This window comes from Ideonella sp. (assembly GCF_035254525.1).
Classification (GTDB): domain Bacteria; phylum Pseudomonadota; class Gammaproteobacteria; order Burkholderiales; family Burkholderiaceae_C; genus Ideonella.
Genome location: NZ_DATFAN010000139.1, coordinates 1 through 15,955, shown reverse-complemented (window position 1 = coordinate 15,955; position 15,955 = coordinate 1). Strand labels below are relative to the sequence as shown.

General features: G+C 68.0%; 20 protein-coding genes. 5 read left to right on the top strand and 15 right to left on the bottom strand.

The features are described 5' to 3' along the window. On the top strand, window positions 1-154 hold a 154-nt coding region (locus VJ693_RS14090), incomplete at its 5' end, for an alpha/beta hydrolase (RefSeq protein ID WP_324155078.1). A gap of 15 nt (window positions 155-169) precedes the next feature. Here the strand turns inward: VJ693_RS14090 and VJ693_RS14085 are convergent. Next, on the bottom strand, window positions 170-1,195 hold the full coding sequence (locus tag VJ693_RS14085; protein WP_324155074.1) for a DUF7453 family protein: 1,026 nt from the start codon (window positions 1,193-1,195) through the stop codon (window positions 170-172). Between the two features lie 167 nt (window positions 1,196-1,362). On the opposite strand from VJ693_RS14085, the gene VJ693_RS14080 reads away from it, so the two are divergent. Beyond that, window positions 1,363-2,502, top strand: coding sequence for a glycosyl hydrolase (locus tag VJ693_RS14080; protein ID WP_324155072.1), 1,140 nt, complete (start codon window positions 1,363-1,365; stop codon window positions 2,500-2,502). Continuing rightward, window positions 2,499-2,756, top strand: coding sequence for a MoaD/ThiS family protein (locus VJ693_RS14075; protein ID WP_324155071.1), 258 nt, complete (start codon window positions 2,499-2,501; stop codon window positions 2,754-2,756). Before VJ693_RS14080 ends, VJ693_RS14075 begins: the two co-directional genes overlap by 4 nt. A 65-nt stretch (window positions 2,757-2,821) precedes the next feature. Here VJ693_RS14075 and VJ693_RS14070 read toward each other — a convergent pair whose 3' ends face one another. From VJ693_RS14070 to VJ693_RS14030, 9 genes are all read right to left on the bottom strand, one after another. Further along, window positions 2,822-3,583 carry an ABC transporter permease gene (locus VJ693_RS14070; RefSeq protein ID WP_324155069.1) on the bottom strand — a complete coding sequence of 254 codons (762 nt, stop codon included), beginning with the start codon at window positions 3,581-3,583 and terminating at the stop codon, window positions 2,822-2,824. Next, entirely contained in the window at window positions 3,580-4,515 is a 936-nt protein-coding gene (locus VJ693_RS14065) for an ABC transporter ATP-binding protein (RefSeq protein ID WP_324155077.1), read from the bottom strand. The genes VJ693_RS14070 and VJ693_RS14065 overlap by 4 nt, the downstream gene beginning before the upstream one ends. Window positions 4,516-4,593: 78 nt before the next feature. Then, a complete protein-coding gene (locus tag VJ693_RS14060) occupies window positions 4,594-5,079 on the bottom strand; it encodes a cupin domain-containing protein (protein WP_324155067.1) in 486 nt (161 codons plus the stop codon). 17 nt (window positions 5,080-5,096) lie between these two features. After that, a complete protein-coding gene (locus tag VJ693_RS14055; protein ID WP_324155065.1) occupies window positions 5,097-5,489 on the bottom strand; it encodes a GFA family protein in 393 nt (130 codons plus the stop codon). A gap of 28 nt (window positions 5,490-5,517) precedes the next feature. Further along, window positions 5,518-6,498 carry an aldo/keto reductase gene (locus tag VJ693_RS14050; protein WP_324155064.1) on the bottom strand — a complete coding sequence of 327 codons (981 nt, stop codon included), beginning with the start codon at window positions 6,496-6,498 and terminating at the stop codon, window positions 5,518-5,520. Window positions 6,499-6,586: 88 nt separating this feature from the next. Then, entirely contained in the window at window positions 6,587-8,341 is a 1,755-nt protein-coding gene (msbA, locus tag VJ693_RS14045) for a lipid A export permease/ATP-binding protein MsbA (RefSeq protein ID WP_324155062.1), read from the bottom strand. Window positions 8,342-8,357: 16 nt separating this feature from the next. Continuing rightward, window positions 8,358-9,032 (bottom strand): hypothetical protein, encoded by a 675-nt coding sequence (locus VJ693_RS14040; RefSeq protein WP_324155060.1) that lies wholly within the window; start codon window positions 9,030-9,032, stop codon window positions 8,358-8,360. A gap of 86 nt (window positions 9,033-9,118) precedes the next feature. Beyond that, window positions 9,119-9,493, bottom strand: coding sequence for a DUF167 family protein (locus VJ693_RS14035; protein ID WP_324155059.1), 375 nt, complete (start codon window positions 9,491-9,493; stop codon window positions 9,119-9,121). 16 nt (window positions 9,494-9,509) lie between these two features. After that, window positions 9,510-10,007, bottom strand: a complete 498-nt coding sequence (locus VJ693_RS14030; RefSeq protein WP_324155057.1) for a GNAT family N-acetyltransferase — start codon at window positions 10,005-10,007, stop codon at window positions 9,510-9,512. A gap of 181 nt (window positions 10,008-10,188) precedes the next feature. On the opposite strand from VJ693_RS14030, the gene VJ693_RS14025 reads away from it, so the two are divergent. Beyond that, window positions 10,189-11,085, top strand: coding sequence for a hypothetical protein (locus tag VJ693_RS14025; protein WP_324155056.1), 897 nt, complete (start codon window positions 10,189-10,191; stop codon window positions 11,083-11,085). Here the strand turns inward: VJ693_RS14025 and VJ693_RS14020 are convergent. From VJ693_RS14020 to VJ693_RS14005, 4 genes are read right to left on the bottom strand one after another with little or no spacing between them, the layout of a single operon-like run. After that, on the bottom strand, window positions 11,066-11,626 hold the full coding sequence (locus tag VJ693_RS14020; protein WP_324155055.1) for a metal-dependent hydrolase: 561 nt from the start codon (window positions 11,624-11,626) through the stop codon (window positions 11,066-11,068). The genes VJ693_RS14025 and VJ693_RS14020 overlap by 20 nt on opposite strands. 34 nt (window positions 11,627-11,660) lie before the next feature. Then, a complete protein-coding gene (locus VJ693_RS14015) occupies window positions 11,661-12,119 on the bottom strand; it encodes an AAC(3)-I family aminoglycoside N-acetyltransferase (RefSeq protein ID WP_324155075.1) in 459 nt (152 codons plus the stop codon). A 51-nt stretch (window positions 12,120-12,170) separates the two neighbouring features. Continuing rightward, window positions 12,171-12,413 carry a phage tail protein gene (locus VJ693_RS14010; protein ID WP_324155053.1) on the bottom strand — a complete coding sequence of 81 codons (243 nt, stop codon included), beginning with the start codon at window positions 12,411-12,413 and terminating at the stop codon, window positions 12,171-12,173. 48 nt (window positions 12,414-12,461) lie between these two features. Continuing rightward, a complete protein-coding gene (locus VJ693_RS14005; protein ID WP_324155052.1) occupies window positions 12,462-13,742 on the bottom strand; it encodes an NAD(P)/FAD-dependent oxidoreductase in 1,281 nt (426 codons plus the stop codon). A 68-nt stretch (window positions 13,743-13,810) separates the two neighbouring features. On the opposite strand from VJ693_RS14005, the gene VJ693_RS14000 reads away from it, so the two are divergent. Further along, window positions 13,811-15,016, top strand: a complete 1,206-nt coding sequence (locus VJ693_RS14000; RefSeq protein ID WP_324155051.1) for an acyltransferase — start codon at window positions 13,811-13,813, stop codon at window positions 15,014-15,016. Here the strand turns inward: VJ693_RS14000 and trxB are convergent. Continuing rightward, on the bottom strand, window positions 15,005-15,955 hold a 951-nt coding region (gene trxB / locus VJ693_RS13995; protein WP_324155049.1), incomplete at its 5' end, for a thioredoxin-disulfide reductase. The two genes, VJ693_RS14000 and trxB, sit on opposite strands and share 12 nt — an antisense overlap.

The following is a 15,955-nucleotide window of genomic DNA, read 5'->3' as shown; positions in this document are numbered from 1 at the left end:
CGACGACAGGATGGTCCCGACACCGAATTCGCACGACCTCGCGCGTCGGCTTCCGAACAGCACCCTGGTCATCTACCCCGATGCCGGCCATGGCGGCTTGTTCCAAAACCACGCTGAGCTCGTGCCCGAGGCACTCGAGTTCCTCGCACGCTAGGGCTGGGAAACCGCCTCACACCACCGGATCACTACGCAAGATGAATTGGCGCCGATCGCCGAGCGCGACGCGAATCGCCATCTGGCCGCGTCCATTGATCGAAACGGGATTCAACGCGAAGTCGACCACGGTGGCGCCGAAGACGGTGTCGCCGAGGCCGAGGAGCCTGTGCCGGATCGGATCTGTGCCCGTATAGAGGCCGAGTCGTCCGCCTGCGGGCGTTCCATAGAAGGCGACCGGCCCGCCGTTGTTGATCAGGACGCCGCGAAAGCTCTCGAACCCTGCTTCGGCGTCGACCACGCAGGTCAGCCGGCCTGAGGCCGCACTGAATATCCCCCATGCCCCGGAGGTGCGCCGGGCGGCAAATGCGACATCGCCCCGGTCGTTGATGATCGGAAAGCGCGCGATCTCTTCGAAATCGTTGCCCGTCATCGCGACGGCGGCACATTGCTCATCCCGGTGGACGAAGATGCCTTGGCGGTCGTCGGGCAGATCCGCCCGGAACACGACCTGCCCGTCGTTGTTGACCACGGGCAGGCCTTCGAACCGGCAGAACCGATCGCCTGCTTCGGCGATCGCATGGAGTTGGGCGCCACGCCGCACAGCAATGCATGCCCGTCCATATTGCGAGGTCGCACGGACAGCGACGTCGTCGTGCTCGTTCATGGTCGGCCCCAACGGGCCGATCCCGCTGAACCCGTCCCGCGCATCCGTGGCCGCCATGCCGCCATCGGGGTGCATCAGCAGGACGGCCTCCTCGCCGCTCTTGAGCGTTCCGTAGACGGCGACCTTGCCTGCCTGGTTGAGGTCTGGGTGGCTCGAGAACAACCGCGCCGGACAGGCGGTGGACGCGGTCACGGCGACGTCGGTGATGGACTTGCCGTCGCCCGTGAAGACGCCGCTGTGCCCATCGCCCAATGTCGCCTGGAAGGCAACGACCCCATCGTCGTTGATGGAGGGTACGTAGGGAGCGAAATCGACGAACCGGCCATCATTCGCGGCGATTCGCGTCAACGTGTAGGGCCTGAAATGCAGTGTCATGCCTTCCTGCAGATTTTGGTGAACGCTCGGGCGTTTACGACAGTCTATTTCTTGACGGGGCCGATCTCTCGTGTCGATTGGCGGTCGGCTCGTTCGTCGTCACGCTGAGGCGCCATCTGCCGCCTCACCGCGCTGCACGGTGGCAGCTTTCACGCAGGAGCGACGTCATGAACTCATTGCCGACCCGTCTGGTGCTGCTCGTGGCCACGCGCAAGGGCGCCTGGCTGTTCCACGGGAACCCGCAGCGCGACGCCTGGACGGTCGACGGCCCCCACTTCCTGGGCCATACCGTCAGCCACGTGCGGCTCGATCCGCGCGACGGCCGCACGCTACTGGCCGCGGCGAGGACCGGCCACCTGGGGCCGACGGTGTTCCGCTCGACCGACCTCGGCAGGACCTGGAAGGAGGCACGCCGGCCGCCTGCTTTCGACAAGCCGCCGAACAGCCTGCCGGCGCGCACGGTGGACCACACCTTCTGGCTGACGCCAGCTCACGCCAGCGAACGCGACACCTGGTACGCAGGCACTTCGCCGCAGGGCCTGTTCCGCTCGGAGGACGGCGGCGACAGCTGGACGCCGCTGCCGGCCGTCAACGACGATCCGCGGTTCCGCGAGTGGATGGGGACGGTGCAGGACGGCACGCCCGACGGCCCCAAGCTGCACTCGATCATCGTCGACCCACGCGAGCCGGCGCACCTGCTGTTCGGCATGTCGGGCGGCGGCGTGCACGAGTCGCGCGACGCGGGGCGCAGTTGGTCAACGCTGATCGAGGGCATGGAAGTGGTGGAAGGCTTCGACGCCGCCACCGTGACCTTCCACGACCCGCACTGCGTGCGCATCTGCCCCGGGAATCCCGATCGCCTGTACCAGCAGAACCACTGCGGCATCTACCGGCTCGACCGGCCGGGCACGGCCTGGCAGCGCATCGGCCGCAACATGCCTGCGGATGTGGGCGACATCGGCTTCCCGATGGTCGTGCACCCGCGCGATGCCGACACCGCCTGGGTGTTCCCGATGGACGGCACCGACGTCTGGCCGCGCACCAGCCCTGCCGGCCGCCCGGCGGCCTACGTCACCCGCGATGGGGGTCGAACCTGGCAGCGGCTGGACCAGGGCCTGCCGCAGCAGCAGGCCTGGTGGACCGTCAAGCGCCAGGCGATGACCGCCGATGCCTTGCCGGCGCCGGCGCTGTACCTGGGCACCACCAGCGGCGAGTTGTGGATCGGGCACGACGGCGGCTCGCGCTGGGTCAACATCGCCCGCCACCTTCCGGAGATCTACGCGGTCGAAGTCGCGGAGCTGACGTGAAGGTGCTGGTGCCGAGCGCGCTGCGCTCCTACACCGGCGCGCCGCAGGCGGAGGCGGTCGGTGAGACGCTGCTCGCGCTCTTTGCCGACCTCGACCAGCGCTACCCGGGCCTGCGCTTTCGCGTCGTCGACGAACAGCAACAACTGCGGCCGAACATGCGCATCTTCGTCAACGGCCAGGGCGTGCGAGACCTTGGCCACGCGCTGCAGCCAGATGACTTCGTGGCGATCGTGCTGGCGCTCAGCGGCGGCTGAGCGCACCTTCCGGCCCAACCGTCAGCCAGAAGTCGCTGCAGGTGCCGGTCCGGCCAGGGCGCTGGTCAGGCCTTCAGTCGCCAGCCCGTTCTGAAGATCCAGACCACGATCGCCAGCGAGACCAAGAGGAACAGCATCGTCACGCTCACGCTGATACCGACGGCCACGTCGGCCTGGCCGTAGAAGCTCCAGCGGAACCCGCTGACGAGATACACCACTGGGTTGAGCAACGCCACTTTCTGCCATGCCGATGGCAGCATGTCGATCGAGTAGAAGCTGCCACCCAGAAAGGTCAGCGGCGTGATGATCAGAAGCGGCACCACCTGCAGCTTCTCGAAGCCGTCGGCCCACAGGCCGATGATGAAACCGACCAGGCTGAAGGTCAGCGCCGTGAGCACCAGGAACACGAGCATCCAGACTGGGTGCAGGATCTGCAGCGGCACGAACAGCGCCGCTGTGGCGAGGATGATCAAGCCCAGGATGATCGATTTCGTGGCAGCCGCCCCGACATAGCCCAGCACTGTCTCCAACGGCGAAACGGGCGCCGACAGCAGCTCGTAGATGGTGCCGCTGAAGCGCGGGAAATAGATGCCGAAGGACGCGTTGGACACACTCTGCGTCAGCAGCGACAACATGATCAGGCCGGGCACGATGAAGGCGCCGTAGCTGACGCCGCCAACGCTCTGGATGCGCGAGCCGATGGCCGCGCCAAAGACGACGAAATACAGCGATGTGGAAACCACCGGCGAGATCACGCTTTGCATCAGGGTGCGGCGCGTGCGCGCCATCTCGAAGCCGTAAATCGCGCGCACCGCGTGATGATTCATGCCACACCGCCCTCGACCAGGCTGACAAAGATGTCCTCCAGGGAACTCTGCGTCGTCTGCAGATCCTTGAAGGCGATACCGGCTTGGCTCAGCGCCAGCAGCAACTCCGCAATGCCGGTGCGTTCACGGTCGCGGTCGTAGGTGTAGACGAGTTCGTGGCCACCTTTGGACAGCTCCATCGCGCTGGGCGGCACGCCGTGCAGCTCGGGCAGTGCGGCCAGCGGCTGATGCAGCGCCAGTGTCAGCTGCTTGCGGCCCAGCTTGTGCATCAGCACTGTCTTGTCCTCCACCAGAATCAGCCGACCCTTGCTGATGATGCCCACGCGGTCGGCCATCTCTTCGGCTTCCTCGATGTAGTGCGTGGTCAGGATCACCGTCACGCCGGTTTCGCGCAGGCCGCGCACCAAGGCCCACATGTCGCGGCGCAGCGTGACATCCACGCCGGCGGTGGGTTCATCCAGGAACAACATCTGCGGCTCGTGCGACAGCGCCTTGGCGATCATCAAGCGGCGCTTCATGCCGCCGCTGAGCGTGATGATCTTGCTGTCGCGCTTGTCCCAAAGCGATAGCGAACGCAGCACTTGCTCGACGTGGGCAGGGTTGGGTGGCTTGCCGAACAGACCGCGGCTGAACGTGACCGTCGCCAGCACGGTTTCGAATGCGTCCGTGGTCAGCTCTTGTGGCACCAGGCCGATCAACTCGCGTGCGGCGCGCCAATCGCGCAGGATGTCGTGGCCATCCACGCGCACGCTGCCGCTGCTGGCGTTGACGATGCCGCAGATGATGCTGATCAGCGTCGTCTTGCCGGCGCCGTTGGGGCCCAGCAGCGCGAAGATCTCGCCGCGCCGGATGTTCAGGTCGATATGTTCAAGCGCGTTCAGGCCGCTGGCATAGGTCTTCGAGACCGCGTCGACCTTCAGGATATCGGGCATGCGCATAGGATATCCCGCGCCGATTGATGGTGACCGGCCGGACTGACCCTCCACCGCCAGGCCGCCACGGCCGCCCGTTCAGCTCTTCTCGCGGTCGTAGTAGTCCACGGTGTTCTCACCGCGGAACATCTTGCGCAGATCGCGCGCGCCGCGCTGCCCGGCGACGACCAGCACCTTGCCGGAATCGGGGTACTCGCAGGCCTCGACCTCGACCAGCGTGGACAGCGCGAGGTAGCGCATCGTGGTGCTGCCGGTGTTGATGATCTGGTGCGCCACCTCCGGGCCGCCGGGTGGGCACGCGATCACGTCGTGCCGGCGGATCGGGTAGCGGTGCTCGCCGAAGCGCAGCTCGCCCTCGCCCTCGAGGATCAGGAACATCTCCTCTTCGCCATGGTGGCAGTGGAAGGGGCACTGGGCCTTGCCCGGCGGCAGCACCGTGAGGTTGTAGCCGAGCTTCCTGGCGCCGATGTGATCGCTGATCTGGCCCCGGCTGGACGTGTAGTAGCCGTTCTCCTCGACATCGTCGAACGCCACCTCGTCGAGGTTCATGATGGGTTGGGTCATGTGATCCTCCTTGCGGCCTACTCCTCGAAGCGACCGGTGGCGTCGCGATCGCGCTCGTACCGTCTCGTGAGCGGAAACGGCGGCAACCAGGCCTCGCGACGGACGGTCCAGAGTTCGTAGGTCGGCATCAACTGGTCAGGGGCATCCAGGGATCCCAGGTTCACCTCGATCTCGTCGCCGGTGCGTGCGAACACGGGCGATCCGCAGCGGGGGCAGAAGAACCGCCCGGCGTAGTCGCGTGTTTCGCCATCGATCGTCACCGCGTCCTGAGGGAACACCGCGGAAGCGTGAAACAGGGCGCCGTGATGCTTGCGGCAGTCGAGACAGTGACAAAGGCCGACCCGGTAGGGGCGCCCCGACGCCACCATCCGGACCTTGCCGCACAGGCAGCCGCCGGTGAATCGGTCCATGCTGCGTCTCCTTCCGAAGTCAATCGCCTCAGCGCTGCACCAGCTGCTGCCACTGCTCGGGGTAGCGCGCGCCCTGCACGGTGATGCGCGCGGCGGCGGTGTCGATCTCCTGCATGTCCTCGGCCGTCAGCACGAGCTCGGCCGCCGCGATGTTCTCTTCGAGCCGGTGCAGCTTGGTCGTGCCGGGGATCGGCACGATCCACGGCTTTCGCGCCAGCAGCCAGGCCAGCGCCACCTGGGCCGGGGTCGCGCCCTTTCGCTCGGCCATGCCCTCGAGCAGCGCGACCAAGGCCTGGTTGGCCTGGCGCGCCTCGAGGGTGAAGCGCGGCAACCCGGCGCGGAAATCCGACGGGTCCAGCGGGGTGCTGGCGTCCATCCGGCCGGTGAGGTAGCCGCGCCCCAGAGGGCTGAACGGCACCAGGCCGATGCCCAGCTCCTCCAGCGTCGGCAGCACCTCGGCCTCGATGTCGCGCGTCCACAGCGAGTATTCGCTCTGCACCGCGGCCACCGGCTGCACGGCATGCGCGCGGCGGATCGTGGCGGCATCGGCCTCCGACAGGCCGAAGTGCCTGACCTTGCCCTGGCGGATCAGATCCTGCACCGTGCCGGCCACGTCTTCGATCGGCACGTTCGGGTCGACCCGGTGCTGGTAGAACAGGTCGATGGTGTCGATCTTCAGCCGCTTCAGCGAAGCGTCGGCCACCGCGCGGATGCGCTCGGGCCGGCTGTCGACGCCGGGCATGGCCTCGACCTTGAAGCCGAACTTGGTGGCGATCACGAGGTTCTGCCGCACCGGCGCCAGCGCCTCGCCGAGCAGTTCCTCGTTGGTGTAGGGGCCGTAGATCTCGGCGGTGTCGAAGAAGGTGATGCCGCGCTCCACGGCCGCGTGCAGCAGCGCCACCATCGCCGCCTTGTCCGGCCGCGGCACGTAGGCGTGGCTCATGCCCATGCAGCCCAGGCCCAGCGCCGAGACTTCGAGGCCGCTCTTGCCGAGTTGACGTTTCTTCATGCGGTGCTCCTTGTCGGGCGCTCTTATGCCACAGCCGGATTGGCGGCGCGACGAGCAGGGGCTCCTGCGGCGCGCCGGGCGCGCGGGATCACTCCGCCGCGCTGAACTGCGCCTGCTGCAGCCGCGCGTAGTGTGCGCCGCGCGCCAGCAGCTCGGCGTGGCGGCCCTGCTCGACGATGCGGCCCTGGTCGAGCACGACGATCAGGTCGGCGTGCTCGATGGTCGACATGCGGTGGGCGATGATCAGCGTGGTGCGCCCGGCCATCAGCTCGGGCAGCGCCTGCTGCACCTGGCGCTCGCTTTCGTTGTCCAGCGCCGAGGTGGCCTCGTCGAGGATCAGCAGCGGCGCATCCTTCAGGAAGGCGCGGGCGATCGCGATGCGCTGGCGCTGGCCGCCCGAGAGGTTCAGGCCGTTTTCGCCGCAGGGCGTGTCCAGTCCCTGCGGGGCGCGCTCGATGAACTCCCAGGCGTGGGCGGCGCGGGCGGCGCGCTCGATCGCTTCGCGCGGCACGTCCGGCCGGCCGTAGGCGATGTTGGCGGCCAGCGTGTCGTCGAACAGCACGACCTGCTGGCCCACCAGCGCGAGCTGGGCGCGCCACTCGGCCAGCGGCAGCGCATCGATCGGCGTGTCGCCCCACAGGATCTCGCCGCGGCCGGGCAGGTAGAAGCGCGCCAGCAGGTTGGTCACGGTCGATTTGCCGCTGCCCGAGGCGCCCACCAGCGCCACCGTCTGGCCGGGGCGCAGCACGAGGCTGAAATCGGCCAGCGCCGGCTTGTCCTGGCCGGCGTAGCTGAAGCTCACCCGGTCGAAGACCAGCGCCTGCGGCAGCCGGTGCACCCCATGGCCGGGGGCGGGGCCGGCGGGTTTCTCGTCGGGCTCGAGCGGCTCGTCGAGCAGCCCGAAGATGCTCTCGGCCGAGGCCAGGCCGGCCTGGATCGTCGCGTTCACGTTCGTCAGCCGGCGGATCGGCTCGAACAGCATCGACATCGCCGTCACGAAGCCGAAGAACGCGCCCGGCGTCAGCAGGTTGCGCGACGACAGGGTGGTGACGAACAGGATCATGCCCGACACCACCATGGCCGCCAGCACCTGCACCAGCGGCACGTTGGCGGCCTGCACGCGGATCGTGCGCATGGTGGCCTTGCGCAGCCGTTCGGCCAGCGCGTTGAAGCGGCCGGCCTCGTAGGCGCGGGCGCCGAAGATCTTGATCTCCTTCACGCCGACCAGCGAGGATTCGACCTGGCCCGTCATCAGCCCGGCCAGCTGCTGCATCTCGCGGTTCGATCCGCGCAGCTTGCGGCTGGCGGCGCGGATCGCCCAGGCGATCAGCGGCGCGACGACGACGATCAGCAGCGCGAGCTGCCAGGCGGTGTAGATCAGGTAGCCGGTCAGGCCGACGACGAACAGCGTGTCGCGCACGACGATGATCCAGGCGTTGCTCACCGCCTGGCCGACCTGCGGGATGTCGTAGAGCACGCGCGAGAGCATGCGGCCGTGCGTCTGCGCCTGGTGCGTGGCCAGCGGCAGGCCGGTCTGGTGGTCGAACACCTGCTGGCGCAGATCGGCGATCGCGCGCTGCGCGACCCATTGGCTGGCGACGTTGGCGCTGTACTCCGCCACGCCCTTGCCGAGGAAGACCAGCATCATCAGCAGCGGCACCTGCCAGCCGGCGACCGGATCCTTGCCGATCAGGGCCTCGTCGGTCAGGCGCTTGAGCAGCGCGGGCAGCATCGGCTCCAGCGCGGCTGCGGCCACCATCGCGAGCAGCGAGACGGCGACGACGCGGCGGTACGGCAGGGCGTAGCCGAGCAAGCGGCGGTAGATGTGCCAGGCGGCTTTCATGGGTGGCTGTGCTTTCCTACTCCCGGTGCAGCACCTTGTCGAGGATCCAGTCGCCGATGCCGTTCTCCTTGCGCAGGCGGTGGAAATCCTGGTGCAGCGCGACCTTGTCGTAGCGCGTGTGCACCCAGTCGATGAAGCTCATCGGCTCGACGGCGCTTTCTGCGATGTAGCGCGAGAAGAAATAGTCCAGCACGGCCGTCTTGCCGAAATTGAAGTGGCCGTAGCGCCAGCTCAGCTCGCGCACGGCCTGCCCGATCGGCTCGCCGAGGCGGAAATGCCGGTACAGCACCGCGCCCAGGCCCGCGCGGTCGGCGCCGGATTTGCAGTGGATCAGCGCGGGGTATTCGATCGACTCGAACAGCGCCTTGGTCTCGTCGATCACCGCCACGGTGGGCGGCTGGCGCGAATACATCCGGTGGTCGACCAGCCGGATGCCCAGCGCGCGGCAGGCCTCGACCTCCATCGCATAGGAGCCGTAGCCATGGTCGCCGCGCAGGTTGACGATGGTCTTGATGCCCAGGTCGCGCTGGTAGGCGCGGATCTGCGCGGGGCTGGGCTGCGAGAGCCGGTACATGCCGCCGCCGAGATCGTGGAAGTTGTTGTAGACCGCGCGCACCAGACCGTGGTCCACCAGGTGCATGCTGAGCCAGGCCCGGAGCCGGCCGAGGCGGGTGGTGAGGTTCTGGGGCATCGGCGCGGTGGTGGGGGCGGCGCCCGGCGGGCGCCACGCAGGGCAGGCAACGACAGGGATTCTAGGTGGCGGGCCGGGCCGGCAGCCTAGCCCGGATCGACGGCGACGCGCGCTGCGCCGGCCAGGTGTTTGGCAATCACCGGCGGCAGGCGTTTGGGCGACCGGATGCGCAGCTGCTTGTTGACGTTGAAACGACCGAACACGACCTCGATGTCCTTGGCCGTCACCCCGAACTCAATCGCCAGGAAGCGAACCATGTGGTCGGTCGCGCGCCCGGCCACGGGCGCCGCGGTGACGCTGATGTTGAGCTGATGGCCCTTGACCTTGCCGATGGCGTCTTTGCCCGCACCCGGCGTGCCGAGCACATTGAGAACCAGTGTCTCGCCGTCCCACGCGCAGAACGGCTCCATGGCGATTCCGACGCGCCCTTGCCTGGACCTGACACGCGCGACCTTCTTCATGGGTGGCGGGCGTGCGTCATCGCGCCGCAGTGCTCTCGAACACCTGGACGACGCCCTGCCACCAGCCGGTGCGGATCTCGCGCTCCTTGAATGCGCCGCCGGTGTACTCGCTGATGACGCTGCGCCAGAAGGCCTGCGCGGGAAGGTTGTCCGGCATCTGGCCGACCTCCCAGCGACCGGGCACGGCCGCGAACACCGACTTGGCCAGCGATCGACCGATGCCTTGGCGCCTGTACTTCTTGAGGACGAAGAACTGGTCCATCCAATAGCCCTCCGTGCCGATCCGGACGGCCTGATTCACCAGCGCAAAGCCAGCATACTTGCCGTCGACGGTGGCAACGAAGGGATGGAATCCCTCGGTGTCCCAGTACCGGTCAAGCGCGTAGCCATATTCACCATGGCAGTCGAGATCCTGGTCCCAGATGTCTGACAGGTCATGCTGGTAGAGCTCGAGCATCCGCTGGATGGGCAACCGATCCGTGGGAGCGGCGATGCGGAATTCGGTATGGCTCACGATGGAATGTGAAGGTGGGTGTCCTGGAGAAGGGCCCCGAGACTGTGCCACGAGAGCGCGCGGGCGTGGCAGGCTGGCGCGGCGCGGCATGCCACGGGCCCGGCGTGTCGAATGTCAATGGCCACGGGGCCAAATTGCCCTACAAGCGATGCGCTGAACATCTCGATTCAGGGGGTGACACATGAGCTCGATACTTCGCCGGGCCCTGCTCGGCATCAGCCTGACGGTCATGGCCGTGTCCGCGGTGATCGCCGCCCAGCCCGTGGGCCAGCGCCTCGCCGTCGCACCGACGATCACGCGGTCCAAGTACGGCATGGCGGCCGACACCTATCTCCCCAAGGTCAATGTGGTGACGGTGCTCCCGTTCGACGTTGTCCGGTTCGAAGAGAGCGCAGACATCTCGTTGACGGCGGACGGCATGATGCAAGTCAATGTCGACGGCCTGTACTACATCCACCTCGGCCTGGACTGGAAGGGCCAGGCGCAGACCGACATCGACACGCGCATGTACGGCATCCGCCGCAAGGCGGCGGGGGACCCGACCCCACCGAACCTGAAGGACGAGCGCCTGGCCTCGTTCGACCACCCGGGCTCGGAAAGCCCCCAGATCGCCCGCTACCAGGGCGAATGGTCACCAGGCGTGGTTCCCTATCGCGGCACGGTGGCGACCGATGTCGTCGTTGCCCCGAGCAACATCGTCAGGATCGGCGACCTCGCCCAGGCATCGCTGTCGAGCGTGACCGACAAGAACCTCGGCGTCGCCAGGAACACGGCCTTGCAGATCCAGGCCCGCATTGTCGCCGCGGACACGGTGCGCGTCGTCTTCTACAACCCGACGATCAACGCCGGCATCGCCATTCCGACCGGCACGCTCAACGTGCTGGCCCAGTCCGCCACCTTGCATCGCGGCGATTCGAGCGACGCGTGGAACGTGCTGTCGACGCCGCTCACCCAGCTGAACGCCGGGGACAAGATCTACATCGTCGGCAAGAACCAGGGCGTGGCCAACGACTACGTCCAGGCGTCGCCGTACTCGACGTTCGTGCAGTTCGAACGGTTCATCGGTGCCGCCCCATGACAGCCTGACACCCGAGGGCACGCCTTCGGCGAACGCAACGCCCGGCAAGTGCCAGGGCGGACGCCGGCAACCACACCCAGAGGAGTTCCGAGGCGAGGACGGGTATGGCTGCCGAGGTGAAGAAGCGACGGACACTGAGCGGAGATGCCTCGATGACCTGAGCGGGAAAGAAGAGCCGGTCATCCGAGACGGGCCACCAGAGCGAGATGCCCATGCCGCCCGTGGTGCACATGTCGAGGAGCGGATGGGAAACACCCGCCACGAAGACAAAGCAGAAAACCACCCAGGGCCTCGAGCCCAGCCGCCGCGCCCACAGGCAGGCCAGCGCCGCCATGGCCAGGGCGAAGGCGATGGAATGTGAAGCGCCACGGTGGCCGAGCTCATGCGGGTAGTCGATGCCCACTCGGACTGCGAGGACGTCGAAATCCGGCAGCACCGAGGCGAGCATGCCGGCCACCAGCAGTGGGCGAGGAACCACGCGGGCGCCCAAGGTCACCCCCATGGCCGCCGGAATCACCGGATGAGTGAAGATGGTCGGCACGGGATCAGGGACATAACGTTTAACATGAGCGAATTCACTCGCCGCCCTCGACGGGGGAAATATCGAAGTGAAGCACGTCTTCCCGGGCGCCCAGCTTCGTATACAGGGCGATGGCCGCATCATCACCCCGATCTGCCTGGACATAGATCACGTAGGCGCCATGGGCGCGAGCGCATTTCTTGAGTTCTTCGATCAACGCGGTGGCCACGCGTTGGCGACGATGTGCGGCGTCGACCGCCAGGTCGTAGATGTAGACCTCGGTGCGAGCCTGCTCGAACTTCGGAAGCGTGTACGCAGCGAGCCCGCCGACGACCTTGCCCTTTGACAGGGCTGCCACGGCAATGAATGCCGCGCTGGAGAGCAACTCGCCTAGATAAGCGTCGTCGGGCTGGGCCTGTGTGTAGGTTGCCTGATCACCAAACGCCTCGCCGAACACGGCGAGCATCGCTCGCATCTCGGCAACGTCGTCGTTGCCGAGAACCTGAACGCGGATGTCGGGCCGATCCGTCACAGGGCGAAGGGCTTGCGGCCGCCGGCGCTCCGCCTACTGCCTCGACGGAAACACGCCTTCGACGCAGATGCAGTAGGAGGAGCCAGGAATCGGCTCCTTGCCGGCCAGGTTGGGCAGCGCGAAGTTCGTTCGCCCGTCTCCACCGTACGTGGTGCCCACCAGCGCAAAGACGGCCGTGTACTGACTGATCGGCAGGCTTCTTCCGTCACAGGGCATCCACCCCATTGGGGCGAAGTTGAAGGCAAAGAGCTGAATCTGGCCGAGGAACGCGTCCATGGGGTACTCCTGCGGGGTTGAGGAGCGCACGGTACGTCCGCCAAGGCGTCAATGCAACTTCAATCTTCCCGACACGCGCCGCTGCAGCAGCCGCGCCAGCGCCAGCACGAAGGTGCCGCCGGTGCCGAGGATGGCGCGGTGGTGCATCAGGTGCAGCGACATGTACATCCACTTGGCGATCAGGCCCTCGACGAAGAAGTTGCGGCCGGCCAGGCCGCCCATCAGGTTGCCGACGCCCTTGTTCTCGCCCAGCGATACCAGCGAGCCGAAATCGCGGTAGATGAACCGGCCGCTCGGCGCGCGTTCGTGCAGCAGGCTCCTGAGCGTGCCGACGAGGAAGCTCGCCTGCTGGTGCGCGGCCTGCGCCCGCGCCGGCACCAGCTTGCCTTCGACCCAGGGGCAGGCGGCGCAGTCGCCGAAGGCATAGACGCCCTCGGCCGAGGTCTCGAGCTGCTCGTTGACGACGAACTGGTTGGACTTGGTGGTGGCCAGGCCGAAGCCGGCATTGGCCTCGGCGGCCTTGATGCCGGCGGCCCAGACGATCAGGTCGGCGCGGATCTCGCCCTGGTCTGTCAGCAGGCGGTCGGGCTCCAGCGCCTGCACGCGGGTGTTCGTCAGCACCCGCACCTGCTTGCGCTCGAGCGCCGTCTTGGCCTGCGCCGAGATGCGCTCGGGCAGGCCGGCCAGGATGCGCGGCGAGGCCTCGACGATGGTCAGGTCGAGCCGGAAGGCCTGCTCCGGGTCCAGGCTGGCGAGCGTCTCCTGGTGCGCCTCGATCAGCTCGGCCGAGAGCTCGACGCCGGTCGCGCCGCCGCCGACGATCGCGATGCCCAGTCGCTTGTCGGCCGCGAAGGCGCTGCGCGTGAACGCGGCCTGCAGGTGGCGGCGGAAGCGCTCGGCATCGGCCGCCTGCTCCAGCACGTAGGCGTGCTCGGCCCCGGGCGTGCCGAAGAAGTTGGAGCCGCTGCCGACCGCGAGCACCAGCCAGCGGTAGCTCAAGGTGCGCTCGGGCACCAGCAGCTTGCCCTGCTCGTCGTGGATCGCGCCGAGCCTGAGCGTGCGCTGCGCCGCGTCCAGCGCCCGCATCTCGCCCAGGCTGAAGCTGAAGTGGTTGCGCCGGGCGAGCACGGTGTAGCTCAGGCCCTCCTGGTGCGAATCGAGCGTGCCGGCGGCCACCTCGTGCAGCGTCGGCTTCCAGATGTGGAACACCGAGCGGTCGACGAGCAGCACGCGCCGCGGCCCCAGCTTGCGCCCCAGGCTGCGGCCCAGCCGCGAGGCGAGCTCCAGCCCGCCCGCTCCCCCACCAACGACCACCACGTCATGGTGCATGGTTCCTCCGGATTTCCATGGGAGCCTGATGCTAACGTGCGCGCCTTCGTGACTCCCGCCCGGGCCCGATGCAAGCCGTCGCACCCACTATCGACGAACGCCGCAACCGCGGGCTGGACACGCTGCGCGCGCTGGCCATCACGCTCGTCTTTGTCTACCACTACCAGGTCTTCGTCAGCCACGGCCCGACCTTTGGCTGGCTGGGCAACGTGGGCTGGACAGGCGTCGACCTGTTCTTCGTCCTCAGCGGCTACCTGATCGGCCAGCAGGTCTTCGCCGGCGTTGCGCGCGGGCAGGTGCTGTCGCTGCCGGCCTTCTATGCGCGGCGGCTGTTGCGCACCATGCCGGCCTTCTGGGTCGTGCTGGCGCTGTACTTCCTGTTCCCGGCGGTGATGGGTGGCAAGACGCCGCCGCCGCTGTGGCGCTTTCTGACCTTCACGCAGAACTGGGGCCTGCAGCCGGGCACGGCGTTCTCGCACGCCTGGTCGTTGTGCATCGAGGAGCAGTTCTACCTGCTGCTGCCGCTGCTGGTCTGGGCCGGGCTGCGCGCGGCCGCGGCCTGGGGCCTGACGGTGCGCAGCGCGTGGGCGCTGATCGGGCTGGGCACCCTGGCTGCGATGGCCTGGCGAGCCTGGCTGTGGCTGCAGTTCGGCCGCGAGGTCGAAGCGGGCGGCGCCGGCACGGCGGGCTACTACCCGATCGCCTACTACGGCACGCTGGCCCGGATCGACGAATTCCTGCCCGGGCTGGCGGTGGCCCTGTGGCGGCAGGCCCACCCGCTGGCCTGGACGCGAGCCACCGCCGCCGCGCGCACGTGGCTGCTCGGCGGCCTGCTGGCGGTCTGCCTGGCCTGGTGGGGTGTCGAGCGGCACTACTACATCGACGGCTACGGCTACGGTGCCTTCATGACCATTGCCGGCTACTCGCTGGTGGCCTGGGCCTATGCGGTGCTGCTGGTCGGTGCGGTGGCCTTCGATTCACCGCTGCGCGAGGCGCGGGTGCCGGGTGCGAAGACGCTGGCGGCGGCCTCGTACTCGATCTACCTCACGCACAAGGCGGTGGCCGTCAACGTGGCGGCCATGCTGACGGGCCTGGGCTGGCCCGAGCCGCTGCGCGTGGCCGTCATCGTGGTGGCCTGCTTCGCGGCCGGCTGGCTGCTGTACCGCCTGGTCGAGAAGCCGGTGATGCGCTGGCGCGACCGGGTGGTGCCGACATTGTTTCCCGTGTCGGCCCGGCGCGATGCGCCGTCGCCGGCCGTCGGATCAACCCCGTAGCTCGGTTTCCAGGAAGCGCTGCGCGTCCAGCGCCGCCATGCAGCCGGTGCCGGCCGAGGTGATGGCCTGGCGGTAGACGTGGTCCTGCACGTCGCCGGCGGCGAACACGCCGGGCACGCTGGTCATCGTGGCGAAGCCGGTCTGGCCGGTGCGGGTGGTGATGTAGCCGTCCTTCATCGCCAGCTGGCCTTCGAAGATGGCGGTGTTGGGCTGGTGGCCGATCGCGATGAAGCAGCCCTTGAGCGCCAGCTCGGTCTTGGGCCCGCCATGGGCGTCGGCCAGCCGGATGCCGGTGACGCCGCTGGCGTCGCCCAGCACCTCGTCGAGCGTCTTGAACAGGTGCAGCTCGATCTTGCCGGCGGCGACCTTGTCCATCAGCTTGTCGATCATGATCGGCTCGGCGCGGAACTTGTCGCGCCGGTGCACCAGGTGCACCTTGTCGGCGATGTTCGACAGGTACAGCGCCTCCTCGACGGCGGTGTTGCCCCCGCCGACCACGGCCACGGTGTCGCCGCGGTAGAAAAAGCCGTCGCAGGTCGCGCAGCCGCTGACACCGCGGCCCATGAAGGCTTCCTCTGACGGCAGCCCGAGGTACTTGGCCGAGGCGCCGGTGGCGATGATCAGCGCGTCGCAGGTGTAGGCGCCGGAGTCACCCTTGAGCCTGAACGGGCGCTGCGACAGGTCGACCTCGTTGATGTGGTCGAACACGATCCGGGTCTGGAAGCGCTCGGCGTGCTGCAGGAAGCGCTGCATCAGCTCGGGGCCCTGCACGCCCATCACGTCGGCGGGCCAGTTGTCCACGTCGGTGGTGGTCATCAGCTGGCCGCCCTGGGCCAGGCCGGTGACCAGCAGCGGCTTGAGGTTGGCGCGCGCGGCGTAGATGGCGGCCGAGTAGCCGGCCGGGCCGGAGCCGAGGATCAGGACTTGGGCGTGGGTGGT